The sequence below is a fragment of the Streptomyces sp. NPDC025793 genome (assembly GCF_055558375.1).
The window spans coordinates 31,111-50,951 of record NZ_JBVHMR010000014.1 but is presented as its reverse complement, the minus strand read 5'-3'; the positions used below and the strand labels follow the sequence as shown (position 1 = coordinate 50,951).

Annotated in this window: 13 protein-coding genes and 2 pseudogenes; 10 read left to right on the top strand and 5 right to left on the bottom strand. The window is 72.5% G+C overall.

All coding sequences use genetic code 11. The annotated features are described in order from the left end of the window. Positions 1-5 precede the first annotated feature (5 nt). The 8 genes from ACZ4MF_RS25515 to ACZ4MF_RS25480 all read left to right on the top strand — a co-directional run bounded on the left by ACZ4MF_RS25515 (position 6) and on the right by ACZ4MF_RS25480 (position 12,397). On the top strand, positions 6-1,334 hold the full coding sequence (locus ACZ4MF_RS25515; RefSeq protein ID WP_467494246.1) for a condensation domain-containing protein: 1,329 nt from the start codon (positions 6-8) through the stop codon (positions 1,332-1,334). A gap of 8 nt (positions 1,335-1,342) precedes the next feature. Beyond that, positions 1,343-2,029 (top strand): thioesterase II family protein, encoded by a 687-nt coding sequence (locus tag ACZ4MF_RS25510; protein WP_467494245.1) that lies wholly within the window; start codon positions 1,343-1,345, stop codon positions 2,027-2,029. Between the two features lie 86 nt (positions 2,030-2,115). After that, positions 2,116-3,453, top strand: a complete 1,338-nt coding sequence (locus ACZ4MF_RS25505) for a serine hydroxymethyltransferase (RefSeq protein ID WP_467494390.1) — start codon at positions 2,116-2,118, stop codon at positions 3,451-3,453. Between the two features lie 295 nt (positions 3,454-3,748). Next, a complete protein-coding gene (locus ACZ4MF_RS25500) occupies positions 3,749-6,178 on the top strand; it encodes a non-ribosomal peptide synthetase (RefSeq protein ID WP_467494244.1) in 2,430 nt (809 codons plus the stop codon). Between the two features lie 118 nt (positions 6,179-6,296). Further along, positions 6,297-8,012: a 2-isopropylmalate synthase gene (locus ACZ4MF_RS25495; protein ID WP_467494389.1), complete on the top strand. Its 1,716-nt coding sequence runs from the start codon at positions 6,297-6,299 to the stop codon at positions 8,010-8,012. After that, a complete protein-coding gene (locus tag ACZ4MF_RS25490) occupies positions 7,997-9,019 on the top strand; it encodes an NAD-dependent epimerase/dehydratase family protein (protein ID WP_467494243.1) in 1,023 nt (340 codons plus the stop codon). Before ACZ4MF_RS25495 ends, ACZ4MF_RS25490 begins: the two co-directional genes overlap by 16 nt. Then, complete coding sequence (locus ACZ4MF_RS25485) at positions 9,016-10,536, top strand: AMP-binding protein (RefSeq protein WP_467494242.1); 1,521 nt, start codon at positions 9,016-9,018, stop codon at positions 10,534-10,536. Before ACZ4MF_RS25490 ends, ACZ4MF_RS25485 begins: the two co-directional genes overlap by 4 nt. A gap of 124 nt (positions 10,537-10,660) precedes the next feature. Beyond that, complete coding sequence (locus ACZ4MF_RS25480; RefSeq protein WP_467494388.1) at positions 10,661-12,397, top strand: immunity 49 family protein; 1,737 nt, start codon at positions 10,661-10,663, stop codon at positions 12,395-12,397. 99 nt (positions 12,398-12,496) lie between these two features. Here ACZ4MF_RS25480 and ACZ4MF_RS25475 read toward each other — a convergent pair whose 3' ends face one another. Continuing rightward, on the bottom strand, positions 12,497-12,871 hold the full coding sequence (locus ACZ4MF_RS25475) for a peptidoglycan-binding domain-containing protein (RefSeq protein ID WP_467494241.1): 375 nt from the start codon (positions 12,869-12,871) through the stop codon (positions 12,497-12,499). Positions 12,872-13,141: 270 nt separating this feature from the next. On the opposite strand from ACZ4MF_RS25475, the gene ACZ4MF_RS25470 reads away from it, so the two are divergent. Together ACZ4MF_RS25470 and ACZ4MF_RS25465 are read left to right on the top strand one after the other, a co-directional pair. After that, complete coding sequence (locus ACZ4MF_RS25470) at positions 13,142-13,750, top strand: hypothetical protein (RefSeq protein ID WP_467494240.1); 609 nt, start codon at positions 13,142-13,144, stop codon at positions 13,748-13,750. Next, positions 13,750-14,442 (top strand): hypothetical protein, encoded by a 693-nt coding sequence (locus tag ACZ4MF_RS25465; protein WP_467494239.1) that lies wholly within the window; start codon positions 13,750-13,752, stop codon positions 14,440-14,442. Before ACZ4MF_RS25470 ends, ACZ4MF_RS25465 begins: the two co-directional genes overlap by 1 nt. Positions 14,443-14,613: 171 nt before the next feature. Here the strand turns inward: ACZ4MF_RS25465 and ACZ4MF_RS25460 are convergent. The 4 genes and pseudogenes from ACZ4MF_RS25460 to ACZ4MF_RS25445 all read right to left on the bottom strand — a co-directional run. After that, positions 14,614-15,924 (bottom strand): annotated as a pseudogene (locus ACZ4MF_RS25460) (IS1380 family transposase); the annotation flags it as partial. 306 nt (positions 15,925-16,230) lie between these two features. Beyond that, positions 16,231-18,027 carry an RICIN domain-containing protein gene (locus ACZ4MF_RS25455; protein WP_467494238.1) on the bottom strand — a complete coding sequence of 599 codons (1,797 nt, stop codon included), beginning with the start codon at positions 18,025-18,027 and terminating at the stop codon, positions 16,231-16,233. Positions 18,028-18,117: 90 nt separating this feature from the next. Beyond that, positions 18,118-19,137 (bottom strand): AraC-like ligand-binding domain-containing protein, encoded by a 1,020-nt coding sequence (locus tag ACZ4MF_RS25450; RefSeq protein ID WP_467494387.1) that lies wholly within the window; start codon positions 19,135-19,137, stop codon positions 18,118-18,120. Positions 19,138-19,325: 188 nt separating this feature from the next. Continuing rightward, a pseudogene (locus tag ACZ4MF_RS25445) lies at positions 19,326-19,814 on the bottom strand (transposase); the annotation flags it as partial. Positions 19,815-19,841 lie beyond the last annotated feature (27 nt).

Genomic DNA, 19,841 nt, shown 5'->3' with positions numbered 1-19,841 from the left:
CGCCGATGACCACCGCACCCGCCACGACGGGACGCCCCGCCACCGCCACCGAGCGCCAGTTCTGGTTCGCCGAGCGCATCGCCCCCGGCTCGCCCGCCTGGCGGATCCTCAGCGCCGTACGCGTCGACGGCACGGTGGACCGCGCGCTGCTCACCGAGGCCGCGGGCCGTGTCGTCGCCCGCCACCCCGCCCTGCACTCGGTGTTCACGCCGGCGGGCGGGGACCTCAGGTGCGCCCCCGTGACGCCCCTCGCCCCGCCGCTGACCGACCTCCCGCCCGGCGCCGACTTCGACACCGCGGCCGCCCGGCTGGCCCGCACCGCCCTGCTCGACATCGCCGCCGGCCGCCACGTCGTCCTCGGCCTGTCCCCGGACGGGGACGGCGCCCCGGGCGCGACCCTGTACGTCCTCACCCACCACCTGGTCCACGACGGCCTCTCCCACGAGGTGTTCACCGCCGACCTGGCCGGCGCCTACGCCCGCGCCGCCGCCGGGGCCCCCGAGCCCGCACCGGCGCCCCCGGCCCCGCCGCGCCCCCCCGACCCGGTGGCCGAGGCCGAACTCACCGTGTACTGGCGCACCGCGCTGGCCGGCGTGCCCGACCTGCCCGGCGCCGACGACGGGCCCACGCAGCGCGAACTCGCCGAGGCCGGCCCGGTCGGCCACCCCGTCGCCTTCCCCGAGGGCGCCGCGGCGGCGGCCAAGGCGGCCGGCCGCGCCCTGGCCTGCCCGCCCATCGCCGTACTGCTCACCGCGTACGCGCAGGCCCTGCACGACCTCAGCCGCGCCGACGACTTCTGCATCGGCACCCCCGTCTCCAGCCGCACCCCGGACCAGGCGGCCGCGATCGGCTGCCTGCTGACCACCCTGCCCGTCCGCGTCCGCCGCCCCGCCGACCCCGGAGCCTGCACCCGTGTCTGGGAGGCCTTCGCCGACGGGCTGCTCCACATGGACCTGCCGCAGGACCGGCTGATCGGCGCCGTGCGCGGCAGGCCCGGCCGCCGGCTCCCGCTCTACCAGGCGCTGTTCGCGTACGAGAGCTGGCCGCGCCCCGTCCACGACGCCGGACCCGTGCGGCTGCGCACCGTACCCGTGGTCCCGCTCGGCGCACAGGCCGAGATCCAGTTCCAGCTCGGCGAACTGCCCGGGAACCGGCTCGCCGGTGTCCTCCAGGCGCCCGCCGGCGGCCTGTGGAGCGAGCGGCTGCCGGCGCTGGCCGACGCCGTGCGGCGCCGGCTCGCCGAACTGACCGCCGTCGCGACCACCACCTCCGCCACCACCTCCGCCAGTACGTCCGCCAGTACCGCCACCACCGACGACAGGGGCTCTCGATGATGCGGGTGATGTGCCTGCCCTACGCCGGAGCAGGAGCCGGCCTCTACCGCCCGTGGAAGGGTCTTTCCAACGACCGCGTCCAAGCGGTCCCCCTCCAACTGCCCGGCCGCGAGGAGCAGTTCTCCAGACCCTTCTACCCGACCTTCGCCCAGGCCGTCACCGACATCGCCGGCCGGACCGTCGAGGCCGCCCGGGGAGAGCCGTTCGCCCTCTTCGGACACAGCTTCGGCGGGCTCCTCGCCTTCGAGGTGGCCCGGCACCTGCACGAGAGCGGCGGCCCGCTGCCCGACCGCCTCCTGGTCAGCGGCGCCCGCAGCCCGAGCCAGCGCGGCTACACCGCCCTCAGCGACGACGAGGAGGAGGCCGTCGCCTCGCTGAAACAGGACGCCCGGCGCGGCTTCGAGGCCCTCGACAACCCCGAACTGCGCGCCCTGCTCCTGCCGGTGATCCGCGCCGACATCCGCCTCCTTGAGGAGTACGGGGACGCGCGCAACCCCGTCGCCGGACCCCTGCCCGTCCCGCTCACCGTGCTGCGCGGGACGGCGGACACCGTGGCCACTGCCGAGTCCAGCACCGACTGGAAGAACTTCACCAGCGTCGACCACACCGAGCTGGAGATGCCCGGCGGCCACCTCTACCTGCTGGACCACATGCCCGAGCTGTGGCGCGTCATCGAGGAGCAGCTGTGCCCCTGAGTCCCGTATCCGCCCTGCCGGTCCTGGAGGCCGAGGACGGCGCCCACGGCGCCCACGGCACCCACGCCGCGCTCGCCCGTGCCGGTCTGAGCGCCCTGCGCCGCGGGGACCCCGAACTGGCCGCTCTCCTGGACGCCGAGGTCCGCGACCAGAACAACACGCTGGCGATGGTCGCCTCCGCCTCCGTCGCCGACCCGTCGGTGCTGGCCGCCGCGGGCTCCGCGCTCGCCAACGTCACCGCCGAGGGCTACCCGGGCGCCCGCTACCACCCCGGCGCCGCCCACTTCGACGAGGTCGAACGGCTCGCGGTGCGCCGGGCCAGGAAGCTGTTCGCGGCCCAGTACGCCAACGTCCAGCCGCACTCGTGCTCGTCGGCCAACCTCGCCGTCCTCGCCGCGCTCATGCCGCCCGGCGGGACCCTGCTCGGCCTCGGCCTGGACTCCGGCGGCCACCTCACCCACGGCTCCCCGGCCTCGGTCACCGGACGCCACTACCGGGCCGTCGCCTACGGCCTGGACGCCGCGGGCCGCATCGACTACGGCCAGGTCGCCGACCTCGCCGCGCAGCACCGGCCCACCGTCCTCATCGCGGGGGCGAGCGCCTACCCGCGCACCCTCGACTTCGCCCGGTTCCGCGCCATCGCCGACTCGGTCGGGGCCTATCTCCTCGCGGACATCTCGCACATCGCCGGCCTGGTCGCGGCGGGGGAGCACCCGAGCCCCATCGACCACGCCCACCTCACCACCACCAGCACGTACAAGCAGCTCGGCGGGCCGCGCGGCGGCCTGATCCTCAGCGGGCGGGACCACCAGACGCCGGGCCCCGACGGACGCACCCCGCTGTCCCGGCTGATGCAGCGGGCGGTGTTCCCGCAGAACCAGGGCACCCCCGCCCCCGCCGCGATCGCGGCCAAGGCGCGCGCCTTCGCCCTCGCCGCCGAACCGGCCTTCGCCCGGACCGCACACCGCACCGTCACCGGAGCCCGCGCGCTCGCCGCCGAACTGGAACGCCTCGGACACCGCGTCCTGACCGGCGGCACCGACAACCACATGGTCCTGCTCGACCTGCGCGAGACCGGTCTCACCGGCGTCGTGGCGGAGCGTGCCCTCGAACAGTGCGGGATCCTCGTCAACCGCAACCGCATCCCCGACGACACCCGTCCGCCCCTGGTGACCAGCGGCATCCGGCTCGGCAGCAACATCCTCGCCCAACGCGGCCTCGGCCCCGAGCACATGGCCCGGTGCGCCGCCCTCCTGCACGCCGTCCTCACCGCCACGACACCGCTGAGCGAGACCGAGTTCCGTATCGACCCGCACCGGCGCGCCCACCTCAGGGACCGCGTCCACGCCCTGTGCGCCCGCCACCCGCTCCCGTACGCCGCAGCCGTTCCGTCCGGCCCCCCATGGACGGGAGCCGCCCTGTGAACGCGAGCCGACGTGTGTCTCCGTCGCCGAGCGGGCTGCGCTCCGGCACCGCCCTCGACGCCCGCGCCCGTCCCGTGATCCCGCACCCGGCCTGCCCGCCGGCCGGGGCGGGGTACCCGAGTGCCTCTGTGGACGGGAGCCGCCCTGCGAACACGAGCCGACGCGTCTCCGCGCTGTCGGCCGGGCGGGATTCCGGCACCGCCCTCGACGCCCGCGCCCACCCCCCGATCCCGCACCCGGCCGGCCCGCCCGCCGGGGTCGGGCACCCGCGTGCCCCGCGGACAGGAGCTGACCTGTGACGACCGCCCCTACTGTGACGACCGCCTCGACCGCCTCGGCCGACACCCACTGGCCCCCCGTCCTCGTCCCCGCCGACCGGCCGCGCCGGGCGGGCGCCGAACCCCGGGCCACCCACCTGGTCCGCGCCGCGCTGCCCTTCTCCACTCCCGGTGGCCTCACCGCGGACCTGCTCGCCGCCTGCTTCGCGGCGCTCCTGCACCGGCTGACCGGCCAGGACCGTATCGCGCTCGCCGTCCCCGACGGCATCCGAGGCCACCACGTCACCCCCGCCACCACCCTGGCCGCCCTCGCCGACGAGGCCCTCGCGCTCCCCGCCGACCTCGGCAGCCCCCTGGTCGCGCTCGCCCACCACGCCACCGTGGCGAGCGCCCCGCACGCCGAGCTGCACCTGGCCACCACCCTGGACAACGGCACCTGGTACGCCGAACTCCGTTACGACCCAAGGCTGTTCACCGCGGAAACCGCCACCCGCACCCTGTCCCAGCTGTGCACGCTGGCCGCCGACGCGGCCCACGACCCGGCCGTCCCCGTCTCCCGGCTCGCCCTCCTCGGCCCCGAGGAGACCCGGCGGATCCTGGTCGACTGGAACGACACCGCCACCGACCTGCCGTACGACACCTGCCTGCACTGGGCGTTCGAGGCCCGGGCCACGGCGCAGCCGGACGCCACCGCCGTCGTCCAGGGAGAGCGCGCCTGGACGTACGCCCGGATCGACGCCGCCGCGAGCGGCCTCGCGCAGCGGCTGCGCGCGGCCGGTGCCGGCCCCGGCGCCCGTGTCGGCCTGTGCCTGGAGCGCTCCGCCGAACTCCTCGCCGCCGTCCTCGGCATCCTCAAGGCGGGCGCCGCCTACGTCCCGCTCGACCCGGACTACCCCGAGCAGCGGCTGGCCGCGATGCTGGACGGCACCTCCTGCACCGCCGTCGTCACGGACACCGTCCGGGCCGCCGTCCTGCCCGCCCCGGCCCACGGCCCGACCCGGCCCACCCTCCTCGTGGACGGCCTCCTCGACGCCCCGGCTCCCGTCCCCGCCCCGGCCTCCGGCCAGGCGCCCGCCGTCACGGCCGGACCCGACGACCTCTGCTACGTCATCCACACCTCCGGCTCCACCGGAGCACCCAAGCCCATCGCGCTGCGCCACCGCGGCGTCGTCAACAACCTCGCGGACCTCAACTCCCGCTTCCAGGCGGGCCCGAAGGACCGGGTCCTCGCCCTGTCCTCACCCAGCTTCGACATGTCCGTCTACGAGTTCCTCGGCATCACCGCGGCCGGGGGCACCGTGATCGTCCCCGAACCCGACCACGCCAAGGACGTCGCCCACTGGGCACACCTGTGCGCCCGGCACGGCATCACCGTGTGGAACTCCGCGCCCGCCCTCCTCGAACTCCTCGTCGAGCACCTGGAACGCACCGGCGAAGACGCCCTCCACGCCCTGCGCCTCGTCATGCTCGGCGGTGACTGGGTCCCCGTCTCCCTGCCCGACCGCGTCCGTACGCTCGCCCCCGACGCCCGCTTCATCGTCATGGGCGGGGCCACCGAGGCCTCGATCCACTCCACCCTCTACGAGGTCACCACCACCGATCCCGCCTGGACCAGCATCCCGTACGGCCGCCCCATGGCCAACCAGCGCACCTACGTACTCGACGACGCCCTGCGCCCGGTGCCCCCCGGCGTGGCCGGCGAACTCCACCTCGCCGGCACCGGTCTCGCCGCCGGCTACCTCGACCGCCCCGACCTCACCGCCGAACGCTTCCTGGACTGGACGTACGCCGGGGTCCACGACCGCCTCTACCGGACCGGCGACCTCGCCCGCTACCGCCCCGACGGCGTCCTGGAACTCCTCGGCCGCAAGGACTTCCAGGTCAAGGTGAACGGCCTGCGCATCGAACTCGGCGAGATCGAGGCCGTGTTGCGCTCCCACCCCGACGTCAGGGAAGCCGTCGTCCTGGCCCGCTCCGAGGCCGGCGGACCACGCCTGATCGGCCACGCCGTGCCCCACCCCGGCACCGCGCCCCAGGCCGCCGAACTCCGCGCCCACCTCGCCAGGTCACTGCCCGCCTTCATGGTCCCGGCATCCGTCCTCGTCCTCGACGCGCTGCCGCTCAACGCCAACGGCAAACTCGACCGCAAGGCGATCGCCGCCCTCGCCGCCCGCACCCCTGCCACCGCGCCCCCGTCGGCCGACGACACCCCGAGGGGCCCCTGGGAGGAACACATCGCCGCGGTGTGGGCCGACGTCCTGAACACCGGGCCCGTCGGCCGCGACGCCGACTTCTTCGCCCTGGGCGGCGACTCCATGTCGGCGCTGCGCTGCCTGGCCCGCATCGACACCGGGCTGCGCTGGCCGGAACTGGCCCGCCACTCGACGGTCCGCGCCCTCGCCGCCCGCCTCACCGCCGCCGGCCGCACGCCCCCGCCCGCCCCCTGAGGAGACCAGGACCGTGACCGACCGAGACCGAACGCTCCCGGCCGCCCCCGCAGCGCGCACCCCGCACCTGGACCCCGGCCCCGGCCAGCCCCGCTGGAACCCCCAGCGCGGCTCGGCCATGCCCTACACCCGCTATGCGCGCGGCCCCCGCCCCACCGTCGACCCCGCCGCCCGCACGTGGCCCACCCGGACGCTGACCCGGGCCCCGCTGTGGGCCTCGGTCGACCTGCGCGACGGCAACCAGGCCCTCGCCACCCCCATGGACCCGGACCGCAAACACCGGATGTTCGACCTGCTGGTGCGCATCGGGTTCAAGGACATCGAGATCGGCTACCCCTCCGCCAGCGAGACCGACTTCGCCTTCGTACGAGAACTCGTCCGGCAGGACCTCATCCCCGACGACGTCACCGTCTCCGTGTTCACCCCGGCTCGCCCCGAGCTGATCGACCGCACCTTCGAGGCACTCGAAGGCGCCGACCGGGCCATGATCCACCTGTGCAACGCCACCGCCTGCCTGTGGCGCGAGACGGTCTTCGGCATGACCCGCGACGAGGTACGCGCCATGGCCCTGCAGTCGGCGCGGCACATCGCCCGTCGCGCCGACGCCGTCCGTACCGATCTGCGCTTCCAGTACTCGCCGGAGACCTTCAACGTCACCGAGCCGGACTTCGCCCTCGACGTGTGCAACGCCGTGACCGGCCTGTGGGACGCCTGCCCCGACCGCCCCGTCACCGTGAACCTCCCGACCACCGTCGAGACCGACTCCCCGAACGTCTTCGCCGACCAGGTCGAGCACATGCACACCAGCCTCGACCGCCGCGACGGCGTGATCCTCTCCGTCCACCCGCACAACGACCGGGGCACGGCCGTCGCCTCCGCCGAACTGGCCCTGCTCGCCGGGGCGGACCGCATCGAGGGGACCCTCTTCGGCAACGGCGAACGCACCGGCAACGTCTGCCTGATCACCCTCGCCCTCAACCTCCTCACCCAGGGCACCGACCCGCAGCTCGACCTCAGCGACCTCGACGCGGTCCGCGAAACCGTCGAATTCGCCACCCGTATGCCCGTCCCGCCCCGCCACCCGTACGCCGGCGACCTCGTGCACACCGCCTTCTCCGGCACCCACCAGGACGCCATCGCCAAGGGCCTCGCCGAGATGGACCGCCGCACCGAAGCCGCCGCAGGCCCGGCCGCCGTTCCGTGGCAGGTGCCGTACCTGCCCATCGACCCGCGTGACATCGGCCGTTCCTACGCGTCGGTGGTCCGGGTCAACAGCCAGTCCGGCAAGTCCGGCATGGCGCACCTCCTCAAGTCCGTCCACGGACTCGATCTGCCGCGCCCCCTGCGCGTCGACTTCGCCCGCCGTGTCCAGCGCATCGCCGACGGCCAGGGCGCCGAGCTGACCGCCGCCGACCTGCGCGCCCTCTTCGACAGCTGCTACGTGACCCGGCAGGAAGCGGCCCTGCACATCAAGGAGTTCCGCGTCGAGGAGACCGACGGCCGCATCACCCTCGACGCCCTCGCCGTCGACTCCACCGGCCGGGCCACCCGCCTCCTCGGCACCGGCCCCACCCCGGCCGCGGCCCACGCCGCCGCACTCACCGCCACCGGCCGGACCGTCACCCTCGACTCCCTGCACACCCACCCCACCTCCTCCGGCGCCGGCTGCGTCGCCTACGTTCAGGTCACCACCGACGGGCGCACGGGCTTCGGCGCGGGGATCGACACCGACCCGGCCGCGGCGCAACTGGCCGCGGTGACCAACGCGGCGGCCGCCGCTCTCGCGACGGCCGATCCCTCCACGGGCAAGGAACCCACATGCGCATTCTCGTAATCGGCGGCTCGGTCTTCCTCGGACGGGCCTTCGTGGCGGACGCCGTCGAACGCGGCCACACGGTCACCGTGTTCAACCGCGGAAAGTCGGGCCCGGACCTCCCCGGCACTCACAGCATCCGCGGCGACCGCGAGGACCCGGCCGACCTCACCGCGCTCGCCGGACAGGGCCCCTGGGACGCCGTGATCGACGCCGGCGGCCAACACCCCCGCACCGTCGGCCTGTCGGCCCGCGCGCTCAGCGGCCACGCCGACGCCTACCTCTTCGTCTCCTCCTTCCACGCCTACGCCGACTGGCCCGCAGGCCCTGTCGACGAGGACTCGCCGCGCCACCCCTGCGCGCCCGACGCCGCCGTCGACGACGTACCCGCCAACGCCCTGAAGGCCGGCTGCGAACGGGCCGTCGAGGCCGAGTTCACCGGCCGCACGGTGATCCTCAACCCCGGCCTCATCATCGGCCCCCACGAGACCCCCGGCCGACTGCTCTGGTGGCTCGAACGCATGGCACGCGGCGGCGACGTCCTCACCCCCGGCCACCCCGACCGCCCCGTCCAGCTGATCGACGCCCGGGACATCGCGGCGTTCGGCATCCGGCTGCTGGAGACAGGCGACGAGGGCCGCTACCTCGTCGCCGGCGCCCAGGGCACCGAGACCCTCGGCGCCCTCCTCGGCACCTGCGCACGCGTGACCGGCGCCGGTGCCCGACTCGCCTGGACCGCCGACGACGTCCTCCTGGAACACGAGGTCGGACCCTGGACCGAGCTGCCGTTCTGGGCCCCCGACCAGCCGGCCATGGCCGGAGTCTGGTCGGCGTCCACGGCCCGCGCCACCGCCGCCGGCCTGCGCTGCCGCCCGCTGGCCGACACGGTCACCGACACCTGGGCCTGGCTGCGCGCACGCGGACCGGCCGACGCCCCCTACCACCAGGGGAAGACCCCGCTCGGCATCGACGCGGACAAGGAATCCGCCGTGCTCCGGGCCCGGCACACCCGAAAGGACCTGCGATGACCCCCCTCGGGCTCCACGAGTGGTTCGCGCGGTCGGCCCGCGAACACCCCGGCCGCCCCGCGCTCAAGGTGGGCGCCGAGACGTTCACGTACCGCGAACTCGACGCCCTGGCCGGCGTCCTGGCCGCCGGGATCCTGGCCCTCCACGGCGGCAGGGCCCCGGCCCGCGTGGGCCTGACCACGACACCCCGACCGCTGACCTACGCCGGCTACCTCGCCGCCCTGCGCCTCGGCGCGGCCGTGGTCCCCCTCAACTCGGCCTTTCCTCCGGCCCGTTCGGCCGCCATCGCGCACGCGGCCGCCCTCGACCTCACCCTGTCCGACGACCTCCTGACCCGCCTGCGCACCGCGCCACCGCCCCACGACGCCCCGCCGCCCGCCCCCGTCACCCCCGAGGACACCGCCTACCTCCTGTTCACCTCCGGCTCCACCGGCGTACCCAAGGGCGTCCCGGTGACACACCGCAGCATCGACGCCTTCCTGCGCTACGTGATCGAACGCTACGCACTCGGCCCCGGCTGCCGCATGGCCCAGAACATCGGCCTCGCGTTCGACCCGTCCGTCTTCGAACTGTTCGCAGCCTGGGGCTCGGGCGCCACGCTGGTGGTCCCGCCCCGCCAGGAACTGGCGAAACCGGCCCGGTTCGTCGCCCGCGAAGGCATCACCCACTGGTTCTCCGTACCGTCGGTCATCACCATGGCCCACCTCACCGGCGGCCTCGCCCCCGGTTCGATGCCCACCCTGCGCTGGAGCCTGTTCGGCGGCGAACAGCTCACCACCCAACAGGCCAAGGCCTGGCGCGCCGCCGCACCACAGAGCGTCCTGGAAAACCTCTACGGCCCCACCGAAGTGACCATCGTCTGCACCCAGTACAGGCTGCCCGAGCACATCGCCGACTGGCCGGTCACGGCCAACGGCACCCTGCCGATCGGCCCGGTCTACCCCCACCTCGACTGCCTCGTCCTCGACGAGGCCGGCAACCCCGCGGAGACCGGCGAGCTGTGCGTACGCGGAGTGCAGCGCTTCACCGGGTACCTCGACCCGGCGGACAACAACGGCCGCTTCCTCACCCCGGCCGGGCGCCCCGCAGAGCCATCCGAGCACTACCTCCCCGGCGACAAGGACTGGTACCGCACGGGCGACCTCGTCCAGACCCTCGACGGAGGAACGCTCGTCCACCTCGGACGCATCGACCAACAGGTCAAGATCATGGGCCAACGAGTGGAGATCGGCGAAACTGAGGCAGTACTGCGCGACCAGGAGGGCATCGAACAGGCCGCCGTCGTCGCCCTCCACGGCCCCGACGGCCAAACCCGCCTCGAAGCCGCCTACACCGGCACCCCCGTCCCTCCCGCCCAACTCCGCCAGGCCCTGTCCACCCGCCTCCCGCGCTACATGGTTCCCCACCGCTTCACCCACCGCACCACCCTCCCCCTCAACATCAACGGAAAACTCGACCGCCGCGCCCTGACAACCGAACTGACAGCCGAACTGACAGCCGAACCGGCAGACCGCTGAACCGACTTCGTGTCCTGCGAGCCGGGCGGCTCGCAGCCGCGTCCGCTGCCCTGTCAGATCCCGCGCTTAGGCTGTCGCGGAGTTTCGATCAAGGAGCAGGGCAGTGCGGATAGAGCGTCACCAGGTGGGCGGGGCCGTCGTGTCGGCAGCGCGCGAGGACTTCACGAACCGCATCGGGGGCCAGGTGCGGTCCATGTCGCGGGCCGGCCGGATGACCACCCGCGAATGGCAGTCGATCGCCGAGGGGTTCCTCGACTACCTGGGCGCCCTCTCCGTCGAGACACCCGGCCTCGACACCCCGGAGGCCAGGGCCGCCCTCAAGGACGCCTCCGAAGCCGCGGCCGGCGCCGTCGCCTACGCGGCGTACCACCCGCACTGCAGCTTCCAGGTCTTCCTGGAGTACGTGAACTTCGGCATGAGCTACGACCCGGGTGAGGAAGCCCCCGAGGAGAGCGTCACGCCCGGGGAGTGGATCGACGCGCTCTGCCTGACGGTCCTCAGGGACAAAGCCAAGTGGCACGGCGAGGCCTTCCATTTCGCACGGCAGAAGTTCGCCGAGCAGGCGCAGGGAACGCCCGTCGGCGAGCTCGCCACAGGACTGACGGCCGTGGTCCTGGACGACACCGGCGACGACGAGGAGTACCCGCCGAGCCCGCAGGCCAGGCTCGCCGCCGTCGACGCGGCCCTGAACCGCGTCCGTACCCGTGCCCAGGAGACCGGCGCGCCCCTCCTCGACAGGCCGGACAGCGCGGCGCTGCACACGTTGCGCGCCCTGGCCGCCGAGGACCGGGAGACCTTCGACGCCGCGCTGGCCGACCTCCTGGCCAGGCACACCACCCTGCACGGTCCCGCGGCCTCCCCGAGCAGCCTTCTCCCGCTCGTCCCCATCGCCCTCGCCGCGCTCGCGTACCGGACCCTGGGCTGGGCGCCCGCCGTCCGCACCGACTACCTTCCGCACGCGCTGGTCACCGGCTTCGAGACCCGCGGCCCGCGGGTCGCGGGGTTCGGCCGGGACCGGCGGCCGGACGCGGTCGCCGCACTCGCCGCGGGCCCGCTGGTGGTCGAGCGGCCGGTCCGCGAGCGGACGGTGAACCCGCGGATCGAGGCCATGTACGAGGTACACATCCAGGAGGCGTTCACACCCGTCGACGGAGAACCCCTCGCCGTCCGGAGGCTGCGCAGCGTCATGGGCGATCAGGAGCGCCTCTTCAAGTGGCGCGCGGGGAACCCCGACGGCGTCACGGACGCGCAGCTCGCGAACCTTCGGCTGGCCTCCCGGTCGGGGGCGGCCCTCTTCCGCATCGCCCTTGCGGAACCGGGCACCGAGGCCGAGGTGACCATCGACGGTCGCACGCTGCGCTACCCGGCCGAGCGGGACGAGGAAGCCGGCGCCGGGAACTGGCAGCGGGCCACTGCCCTCGCCCTCATCACCGGCGCACGCGAGGACCTCGCCCCGCTGGTCCTCACCGGCCCCGCCTTCGCCCGCCCGGACGGCTCCGCCTTCAGCGCCTACCGCGAGGCCCTCCACGCCTACCTCAAGGGCACCGACCCCGAGCCGGCCGCGCAGCGGGCGTTGCAGCAGGCCGAGAAGGCCGAGGACTGGGGCTTCGCCATGCCGCCGGCCGTGCTGCTGTCGCAGCTCGTGGAGGGCGATGAGGAGAGCTTCAACCTGGCCCTGGCCGACGCGCTCGAAGCCCACCGCGACCACTACCAGGTCGCCGACCGCGCCGACGATCCGGATGCTTCCCTCAACCTCGACATCCTCGCCCTGGCCTGCCACGCCCGCCGTCGCGGCTGGGCCATCCGCGTCGAGTCCCCCTACCTTCCGCAGGGTCTCCTGCGGGCCGCTGAGCCCTTCTAGGAGCCGGTCCGCGCCAGTACGCCCGCGAGTGCGGGGCGAACGAAACGTCGCCGTCACGCCGTCCCGCCTCGCACACTCGCCACCGGAGGGGGGCGGCGGTCAGCTGCCGACGAGCATCTGCCAGGTCTGCGGTCCCACCTGGCCGTCCACGCCGAGGCCGTGTGCGGACTGGAAGGCCCGGGCGGCGCTGTCGGTGCCGGAGCCTAAGCTGCCGTCGACGGCGAGGCCGTAGCCGAACTTGTTCAGTTCGACCTGGGCGGCGCGGACGTCGTCGCCGGTGGAGCCCTGTTGGACCTGGACGATGAGCGCGGACCAGGTCTGGGGGCCTATCTGGCCGTCCACGCCGAGGCCGTGTGCGGACTGGAAGGTCTTGGTCGCGGCGAGGGTGGCCGGCCCGAACTGGCCGTCGGCGGTGATCGAGGCACCGTGGTGGCGCAGGAGATACTGCGCGGCCTGCACGCTGGGCCCCGTCATACCGTCGGTGATGTTCGGCCAGGACGGCAGGATGACGCCGCCACCGCCGCCTCACGAGTTGCGGTTCCGGCGCAGCCTCCGCAAGGTGGGCCACAACCCGGAGCCATGAACATCCGAGGGGCTCCGGCGTCCTCGGTGCCGCCCGAACTGCCGTCGAAATGCTGCTCTTTGCCGCGTACGTCACCACCCGGCAGGTGCTCATCGAGGGCGACGACTGTGGTGACGGACCCCGCCCTTCAGCCTGACGACCCCGTTCGTCACACTGACGCCGTGCCTCGAACAGCCACCGCCACCTCGTCCCGGCAGGTCCGCCGCCTCACCACGACGGCGTTTTTCGGGCCGCCGGTGATCGTCGGGCTGTCGTTGCTGGCCGCCGATCCGGACTGGAGCGGGTTCGGACTGGTCCTCGGGACCTTCGCGCTGATCGCGACTCTCTCGCTGATGATCATCGCAGCGCCGAACGGGTGGCTGATCGTCGGCGGGGTGATCGTGGGGATCGCCGCGCTGTCCGGGCCGGGGCCGGTGCTGCAGGCGGAGGTGATGGCGCACCAAGGGCAGCGGGTGGAGGTGCGGGTCACCTCGGTGAAGACGTACCAGGGCAAGCACGGGCCGGAGTACACCTGCCTTCTGGGGCGGGTGGACGGCAAGCCGCTCAAGCACGCCGAGCTGGGCAACGACTCCTGCGGCGGGCCGATGGAAGTCGGGCAGACCGAGGACGTGCTTGTCGACCCGCACGGCTGGACGGCGCCGGAGCCGGCCGGGACGGACTACAGCGGGGTCGACATCGCCGCGTGGGCCCTGCCGGTGGTACTGGTGCTCTTCGAGCTGCTGGTCTGGCTCTCCCGGCGGGCCGGGCTGCGCCGGTTCGAGGGCCGCTGATGGCGCCCGGGACCCGGAAGAACGTGGCCTGGCCCCCGCACGTGGTGCGGCGGCTCGCCCGCACAGCCGCGCTCGTCCCCCTGCCGATGGTGGGCATCGGCGTGCTCGGCACCGGCCCGGACTGGTTTCCGGCGGCGCTGATCCTCGGTGTGCTGACCGTGGCCCTCGCGATCGCGGTGCTGATGGCGACCGCGACCAGGGGGTGGGTGTTCTTCGCCGGGCTGACCATCGGGCTGGCCGTCGTGCTCGGCTCCGGGCTGGTCTCCCGGGCCGCGCTGATGCAGGGCCGGGGACAGCGTGCCGAGGTGCGGATCACCTCGGTGTACGCCACCAGGGGCAAGACCGGCCCGGTCTACCACTGCAGGCTGAAGCGGACCGACGGCAGGCCGATGGCCCACGCCGACATCGTCGGCATGGGCTGCAACGGCACGGAGGACGCGGGCACCACCGAGGACCTGCTGGTGGACCCGAGCGGCTGGCTGGCCCCGCAGCCCGCCGGTGCCGACTTCAGCTCCCTCCCCATCGGCGTCGTAGGAGTCGGCGTCGCGATCGGGTTGTGGGAGTTGACCGTCTGGCAGACTCGCCGGATCGGCTTGCGCGAGGCCGCGCCGAACCCGGCGGCGCCCAGCCGGCCGAGCGGTGCCGGGCCGAGCGCCGACAACCGGAGCACGAAGAAGCGCAAGCGGCGCTAGCCTCGATCGTTCATGAGGGTCCGTCAGCTTGCTGACGGACCCTTTGTGGTGAGTGTTGATGGGGATTTTCGGAGTCTGGGCAGGCTGATGGCCCGGTTGTCGCGTCGGGTGTGCGCCGGGTTCCACTGCTCCGGTGTGGTGGTGCTGCTCGTAGGGACGGGAAGAGGCTGGTCAGCCGGGGTTCGGGAGGGCGTGGAGTCGTTCCAGGGCTTCGTTGATCACGTCGGTCCAGGGCCAGTGCTTGGCGAGGCGGAGGTAGCGGCGGCGGCCGGTGGTGACGAGCTGGGCGGCGGTGGAGAACAGTCGAAGCCGCAGGCGGCGGGGCTCCCACAGGCGGGCCTTGCCGGTCAGGGCGAGCAGGGGCATCCAGGCCAGCAGGTCGAGGGCGATCTGGATGATCTCCAGCCAGATCTGGTTCTGTGCGGCGTCGTGGAGGGGGAGGTTGCGCAGGCCGGTGGCGCGGGCGGCGCGTATGCGGTCCTCGGCACGGGCCCGCTGGCGGTGGCGCAGTTCGAGGGTGGCGATCGCCTCGTCGGCCGTGTTGGTGGCGAAGCAGGTGAGACGCATGCCGTCGGCGTCGGTGAAACGCAACTGGGCGCCGGGGTGCGGCCGTTCCTTGCGCACGATCAGCCGCAGTCCCTTGGGCCAGCCCGTCAGGCAGTCGCCGGCGAGTTCGGCGACCCAGGCGCCGTCGCGGATGTCGCCGTCGGGTTCCACGGCCGGTGTCCAGGCCGAGGCCGGGACCTTCAGGACGGCCTGGTGGATGGCGTCGGTGATGGTCATGCCGACCGAGTACGACAGCCACCGCCCGCGCCGGGTGAGCCAGGCGACGAACTCGTGGGTGCCGCCACCGGAGTCGGTACGGATCAGCGTCTGACGCCCCCGCCGGAGCCGTTTCGGCAGCTGAGCCAGGGCCGGCTTGGTGGCGTCGATGTGGTCGGCGGCGGTGTTGGAGCCGGCGTTGCCGGGTCGCAGCAGGCCCACGACCGGCTCGCCGGACCCGCCGCGGCCGTGGTCGACGAACCCCATCAGCGGGTGGTGCCCGAACGTCTTCTTCCAGGTCGCGGCGGCGTCCTGCTTCTCGGAGTGCGCCAGGACGAGGACTCCGTCGATGTCCACGATCACCTGCCCGCCCGCGTCCGGCGCTGCGTCATCGGCCAACCGCCACACGTGTTCGCGTACTTCAGCCCGGGCGGTGCGCAACGCGGCCAGGACCCGCTGCCCACCCGACGCCAGCCTGCTGACCAGCCGGGAGACCGTGGGGTCGGAGGCCACCGGCCCGAACACAGCCGGCTCGGCCCGCAGCATGCCCACATCGGCCAGGCAGTCCCCGCTCAGCGCCACCGCGAGCGCGACATCCAGAAGGATCTTGCCCGGATCGTGCACCGCTCACGGTTTGCGCCACGGCACGAGCGCCGCCGATATCGCTGCATCCAGACCGGTCTTGCGGACCGTCTCGACCAGCAGCACCGCCCCGGCCTGCCACTTCCCCGGCCTCGCCCTGCAGCAGCCAGTGTTCCTGCACGCCGTCGCCATCCGATGCACTCCGCGAGAACAGTCCCACGCCGTCCCCTCCCCAAGACCAACGGCACTCCACCACCCAGGACGTACCCGCACCCGGGATCGCGCGCCGACATCACCCTGCCCACCCGCTCCGGCCGACACCCGCCATCCCTTGAATCGGCACGGCAGACCGCAAAATGCCCGAATCGCCGGTACGCAGAAGTGCCTTAAGACCGCGACGGCCCGCCGGGTTTCCCGGCGGGCCGTCGGAGGCGGGTGTCCAGGTCACACGTTGGGGGCGGACTTGGAGATGGTCCAGCGCTCGTCCTGGGCGCCGTTGCAGGGCCACTGGATGAGCTGGGAGCCCTTTGTGGCGGCGGAGCCCAGGCCCAGGCACTTGCCCGAGTAGACGTTCCGCAGCTCGTGGGTGTCCTGGTCGTACCACCACTTCTCGTCCACCGCGCCGTTGCAGGTGTACTGGATCATGCCCGCCCCGCTGGCCAGGCTGGAGGCCGGGCCCATGCACTTGCCGGAGTAGGTGTTGCGCAGGAAGTACGCGCGGGCGCCGTTGGAGTCGGTGGTGTTCTCGGGGAGCCAGTGTTCGTCCCGGGCCTTGTCCTCGGTCTTGCAGCCCCATTGGATGACCTTCGAACCGTTGTAGATCTCGCTGCCCGCGCCCGCGCACAACTTGCTGTAGTCGTTGTACAGGTACTGGGCGTCGTCGATTCTCCGGGGCAGCAGGGAGAAGACCACGCGCTTGCCGGTGACCTCGTTCATGCCCCACAGCCGGCCCGAGGAGAACGAGTAGGACAGGTTCTGGGTGAGGGGCGCATCGCGGGTGAGGATCGACACCTTGTCGTTCGGCTTGGCCTGCCAGATGCAGTAGTAGGCGTCTGAGTTCGTGGGGTCGGTGACTCCCATGTATTTCGTGTCACACATGGCCGATATGTAGTAGTACGTTCCGTCGGTGGCCACGCCCTGCAAGCCGTGAATGGGAGCGGCGTAGGCGGCCGTCGCCATGACGGGGGACGTACCGCCCTCACCGAGGTCTTCGATCGGCCAGCGGATCACATCCACCGGGTCGGTGCGGTCGGGTCCCCCGTGGCGTCCGGAGACCAGGCGCGGCGGTGACACACTGCGGTCCAGGCTCAAGGAGTTCAGGCAGGCAACCGGTACCGGATCGCCGTTCTGATCCTTTCTGTCATTACAGTTCATTTTGGAGAGACCGCCCTGCTCGGCCTTGGTGCGGTTCGAGTAACGGGCGACCATGGGCAGGGCCCACTGGTGGTACTCGGCCGAGGATGTGCCGCCCGAAATACCCGACTCCTTCGAGATGGAGTTCACCATCCACAGGTGGTCGAGGTCGTAGATCTGCAACTCGCCGCCGTTGGCCACGAACAGCCTGTTCCCGTACCAGACCATGCCGTCGGCGTGTACATCGTCGACCGTGGAGAAGTTGGGGTTGGCCCGACTGCCGGTCGGCTGCACGAGCAGCACGTGCCCGTAGCTCCAGTCCGTGCCGGTCGACTCCAGGATGGAGATACGGGCCTTCTTGCTCCGGTCCTCGTCTATGAGGCCGTGGCCCCAGTACCAGGACGCCATGTAGAGGTGGTGACCGTCGATGGTGCCGCTCGAGTCCGCGTCGTGCGAGGCGGTGAACCCTTGCGGATGCCAGCCCCCGGCCGGGTCATAGGCGCTGGTGTTGTCGTCCGTCTCGTCCCAGCAGAAGCCGTTGTACTCGAGCGTGCCGTTGATCCCGGTCGTGTGGCACAGGGGGCGGCCGACATGCTGCCGCGACTGGGCCACGCTCAGCGGCGACACCCTCGACACGACGCCCTTCGCCTCGGCCCCCTCGATCACCGACCGTGCTGTCTCGCCCTCGTCAACACCTGGCATCTCCCGCGGATGGAGAACGAAGCCGGATGCGTCCTCGCTCTTGAACGGTTGGCCCTCGTCGGCAATTACGGGCGGGTCGGCGGCGACCGCCTGCTCAGTGCCCGATATCAGCGCCGCCAGCGACGTCAGAGCGACCAGCGCCGCTGTGATCCGTCCTCTGCGACGGCCCTGTTGCTTCGCAGTCATGTCTCCCCGTTCTCGTTCGGTGGCTGACGCTCACCCCCGTGAAGCCCCAGCCGTATGAGTGGAGGATCTCGGAATCCCGCCGAAGAGTCGTTAGCGATCAGTCCACACCCCCCTTGGCAATGGGTGGACTTCCGGCATCTGGGCCTGGTGGAGGGCTTGGTGCCGGTGGTCCTTGGGCGTGGTGCCGTAGGCCGCGCGGTGGGCGCGGCTGAAGTCGGCTGCGCGGGGGAATCCCCAACGGGCGGCGATGGCGTGGATGGGGGTGGTGCGAAGCGCCGGATCGGCGAGGTCGCGGCGGGCCGCCTCCAGGCGCAGGCGGCGTATCCACGCGGCGACGGTGGCGTCTTCGTGCTGGAAGAGGCGGTGCAGATAGCTGGTGGAGATGTGATGCGCGGCGGCAATGGCGCTCGGGGTGAGGTGCGGGTCGTGCAGGTGCTCCCGGATGAACGCCTGGATGCGCAAGGTCAGGGCCCGCTGGTGGGTCTCCGGCGGCAGGCAGTCGCCGGCTTCGAGCAGATGGGCGAAGAGCGCGGCGACCAGAGGGGTCACGATGGCGGCCAGCCGCGGCCGGTCGGAGGGCTGGTACGCGGCCGGGTCCGCGATCAACTGGGTGAGGAACTGGGCCAGTAGGGCACCCATGCCTTCCCGGGCCGACACCGGCGCCCCGACGATCCGGGCGGCCATGTCGCGGGGCAGCGGCAGCAGCACCTTGGGAACCTCCAGCGCCACGGTCCGGACCAGGTCTCCGGTGCTGTAGACGTCGTTCGGCAACGAGGACGAGTTGATGAACAGGTCGTACGGCTTGTACGCGGTCTCCCGGTGCCGCCACACGCCCGCCCCGGTCCCGCGTACGACGAGTGACAGGTGGTAGGCCTCGGGGTCGGACTGCCGGATCAGCTTCGGCGTGCGCTGGAACACCAGCGGCTGGAACGTGGCGGACCACACGGTGACGGCGCCGAGGTCCAGCACGCGCTGGGAGGCCCGGAAGTCGTCGGTGTGGTCGCTGCGCAGGTCCATGGGCGCGTGGGTACGGCCCAAAAGCTCGGTCCAGTAGTCGAACCGGTCCGCCGCGGACACGTCTTCGCTCCGGAACACCATCTCGTCCAACAACTGTCTCTTCACCGCTTCTTAAGCCGCTGGTCAAAGGCCCCCCTTGAGGATGACGGGGTATCTGAACGCACCGGTTCCCTCACCCGTTCGGCCCACAGCGGTCGCTGTCGTACCCGGGTCCGGTTTCGATGGGAGTGAGCCCGGCTTGAGAGCACGTCTGGTTCGTGTAGTTCGCGGGTGATTGCGGTTTATGCGTCTCGCCAGGTTGGGGTGGTTTCGCCGGTTGCGCGTTTGGCGAGGGCGGAGATCGCTGCGAGGCGGATCATGCTCTCGGAGTGTTCGGGTTTGGTTTCGTAGTCGCGGGCGAGGCGGCGCTGCATCATGATCCATCCGAGGCTTCGTTCCACGACCCATCGCCTGGGCAGGACGGAGAAGCCCTTGACCTGGGTGTCGCGTGGGACGACGTCGACATCAATGCCGAGTCTCGCGCCGTGTTCGACGGCTTGGTTCTTGTAGCCTGTGTCGACCCACGCCTTGCTGATCCTGGGATGGGTGGCCGCGGTTCGGGTCAGCAGCTGCTTGCCCGCTTTGTTGTCGGAGACGCTCGCAGCGGTGGCCATGACCAGGAGTAAGAGGCCGAGTGTGTCGACGACGATGCTGCGTTTGCGGCCGACGATTTTCTTGCCGGCGTCGATTCCCAGGGTGTTCGTCGGGACGGTGTGCGCGGTCTTGACCGACCCGGCGGCCGTCGTCCTGGACACGGA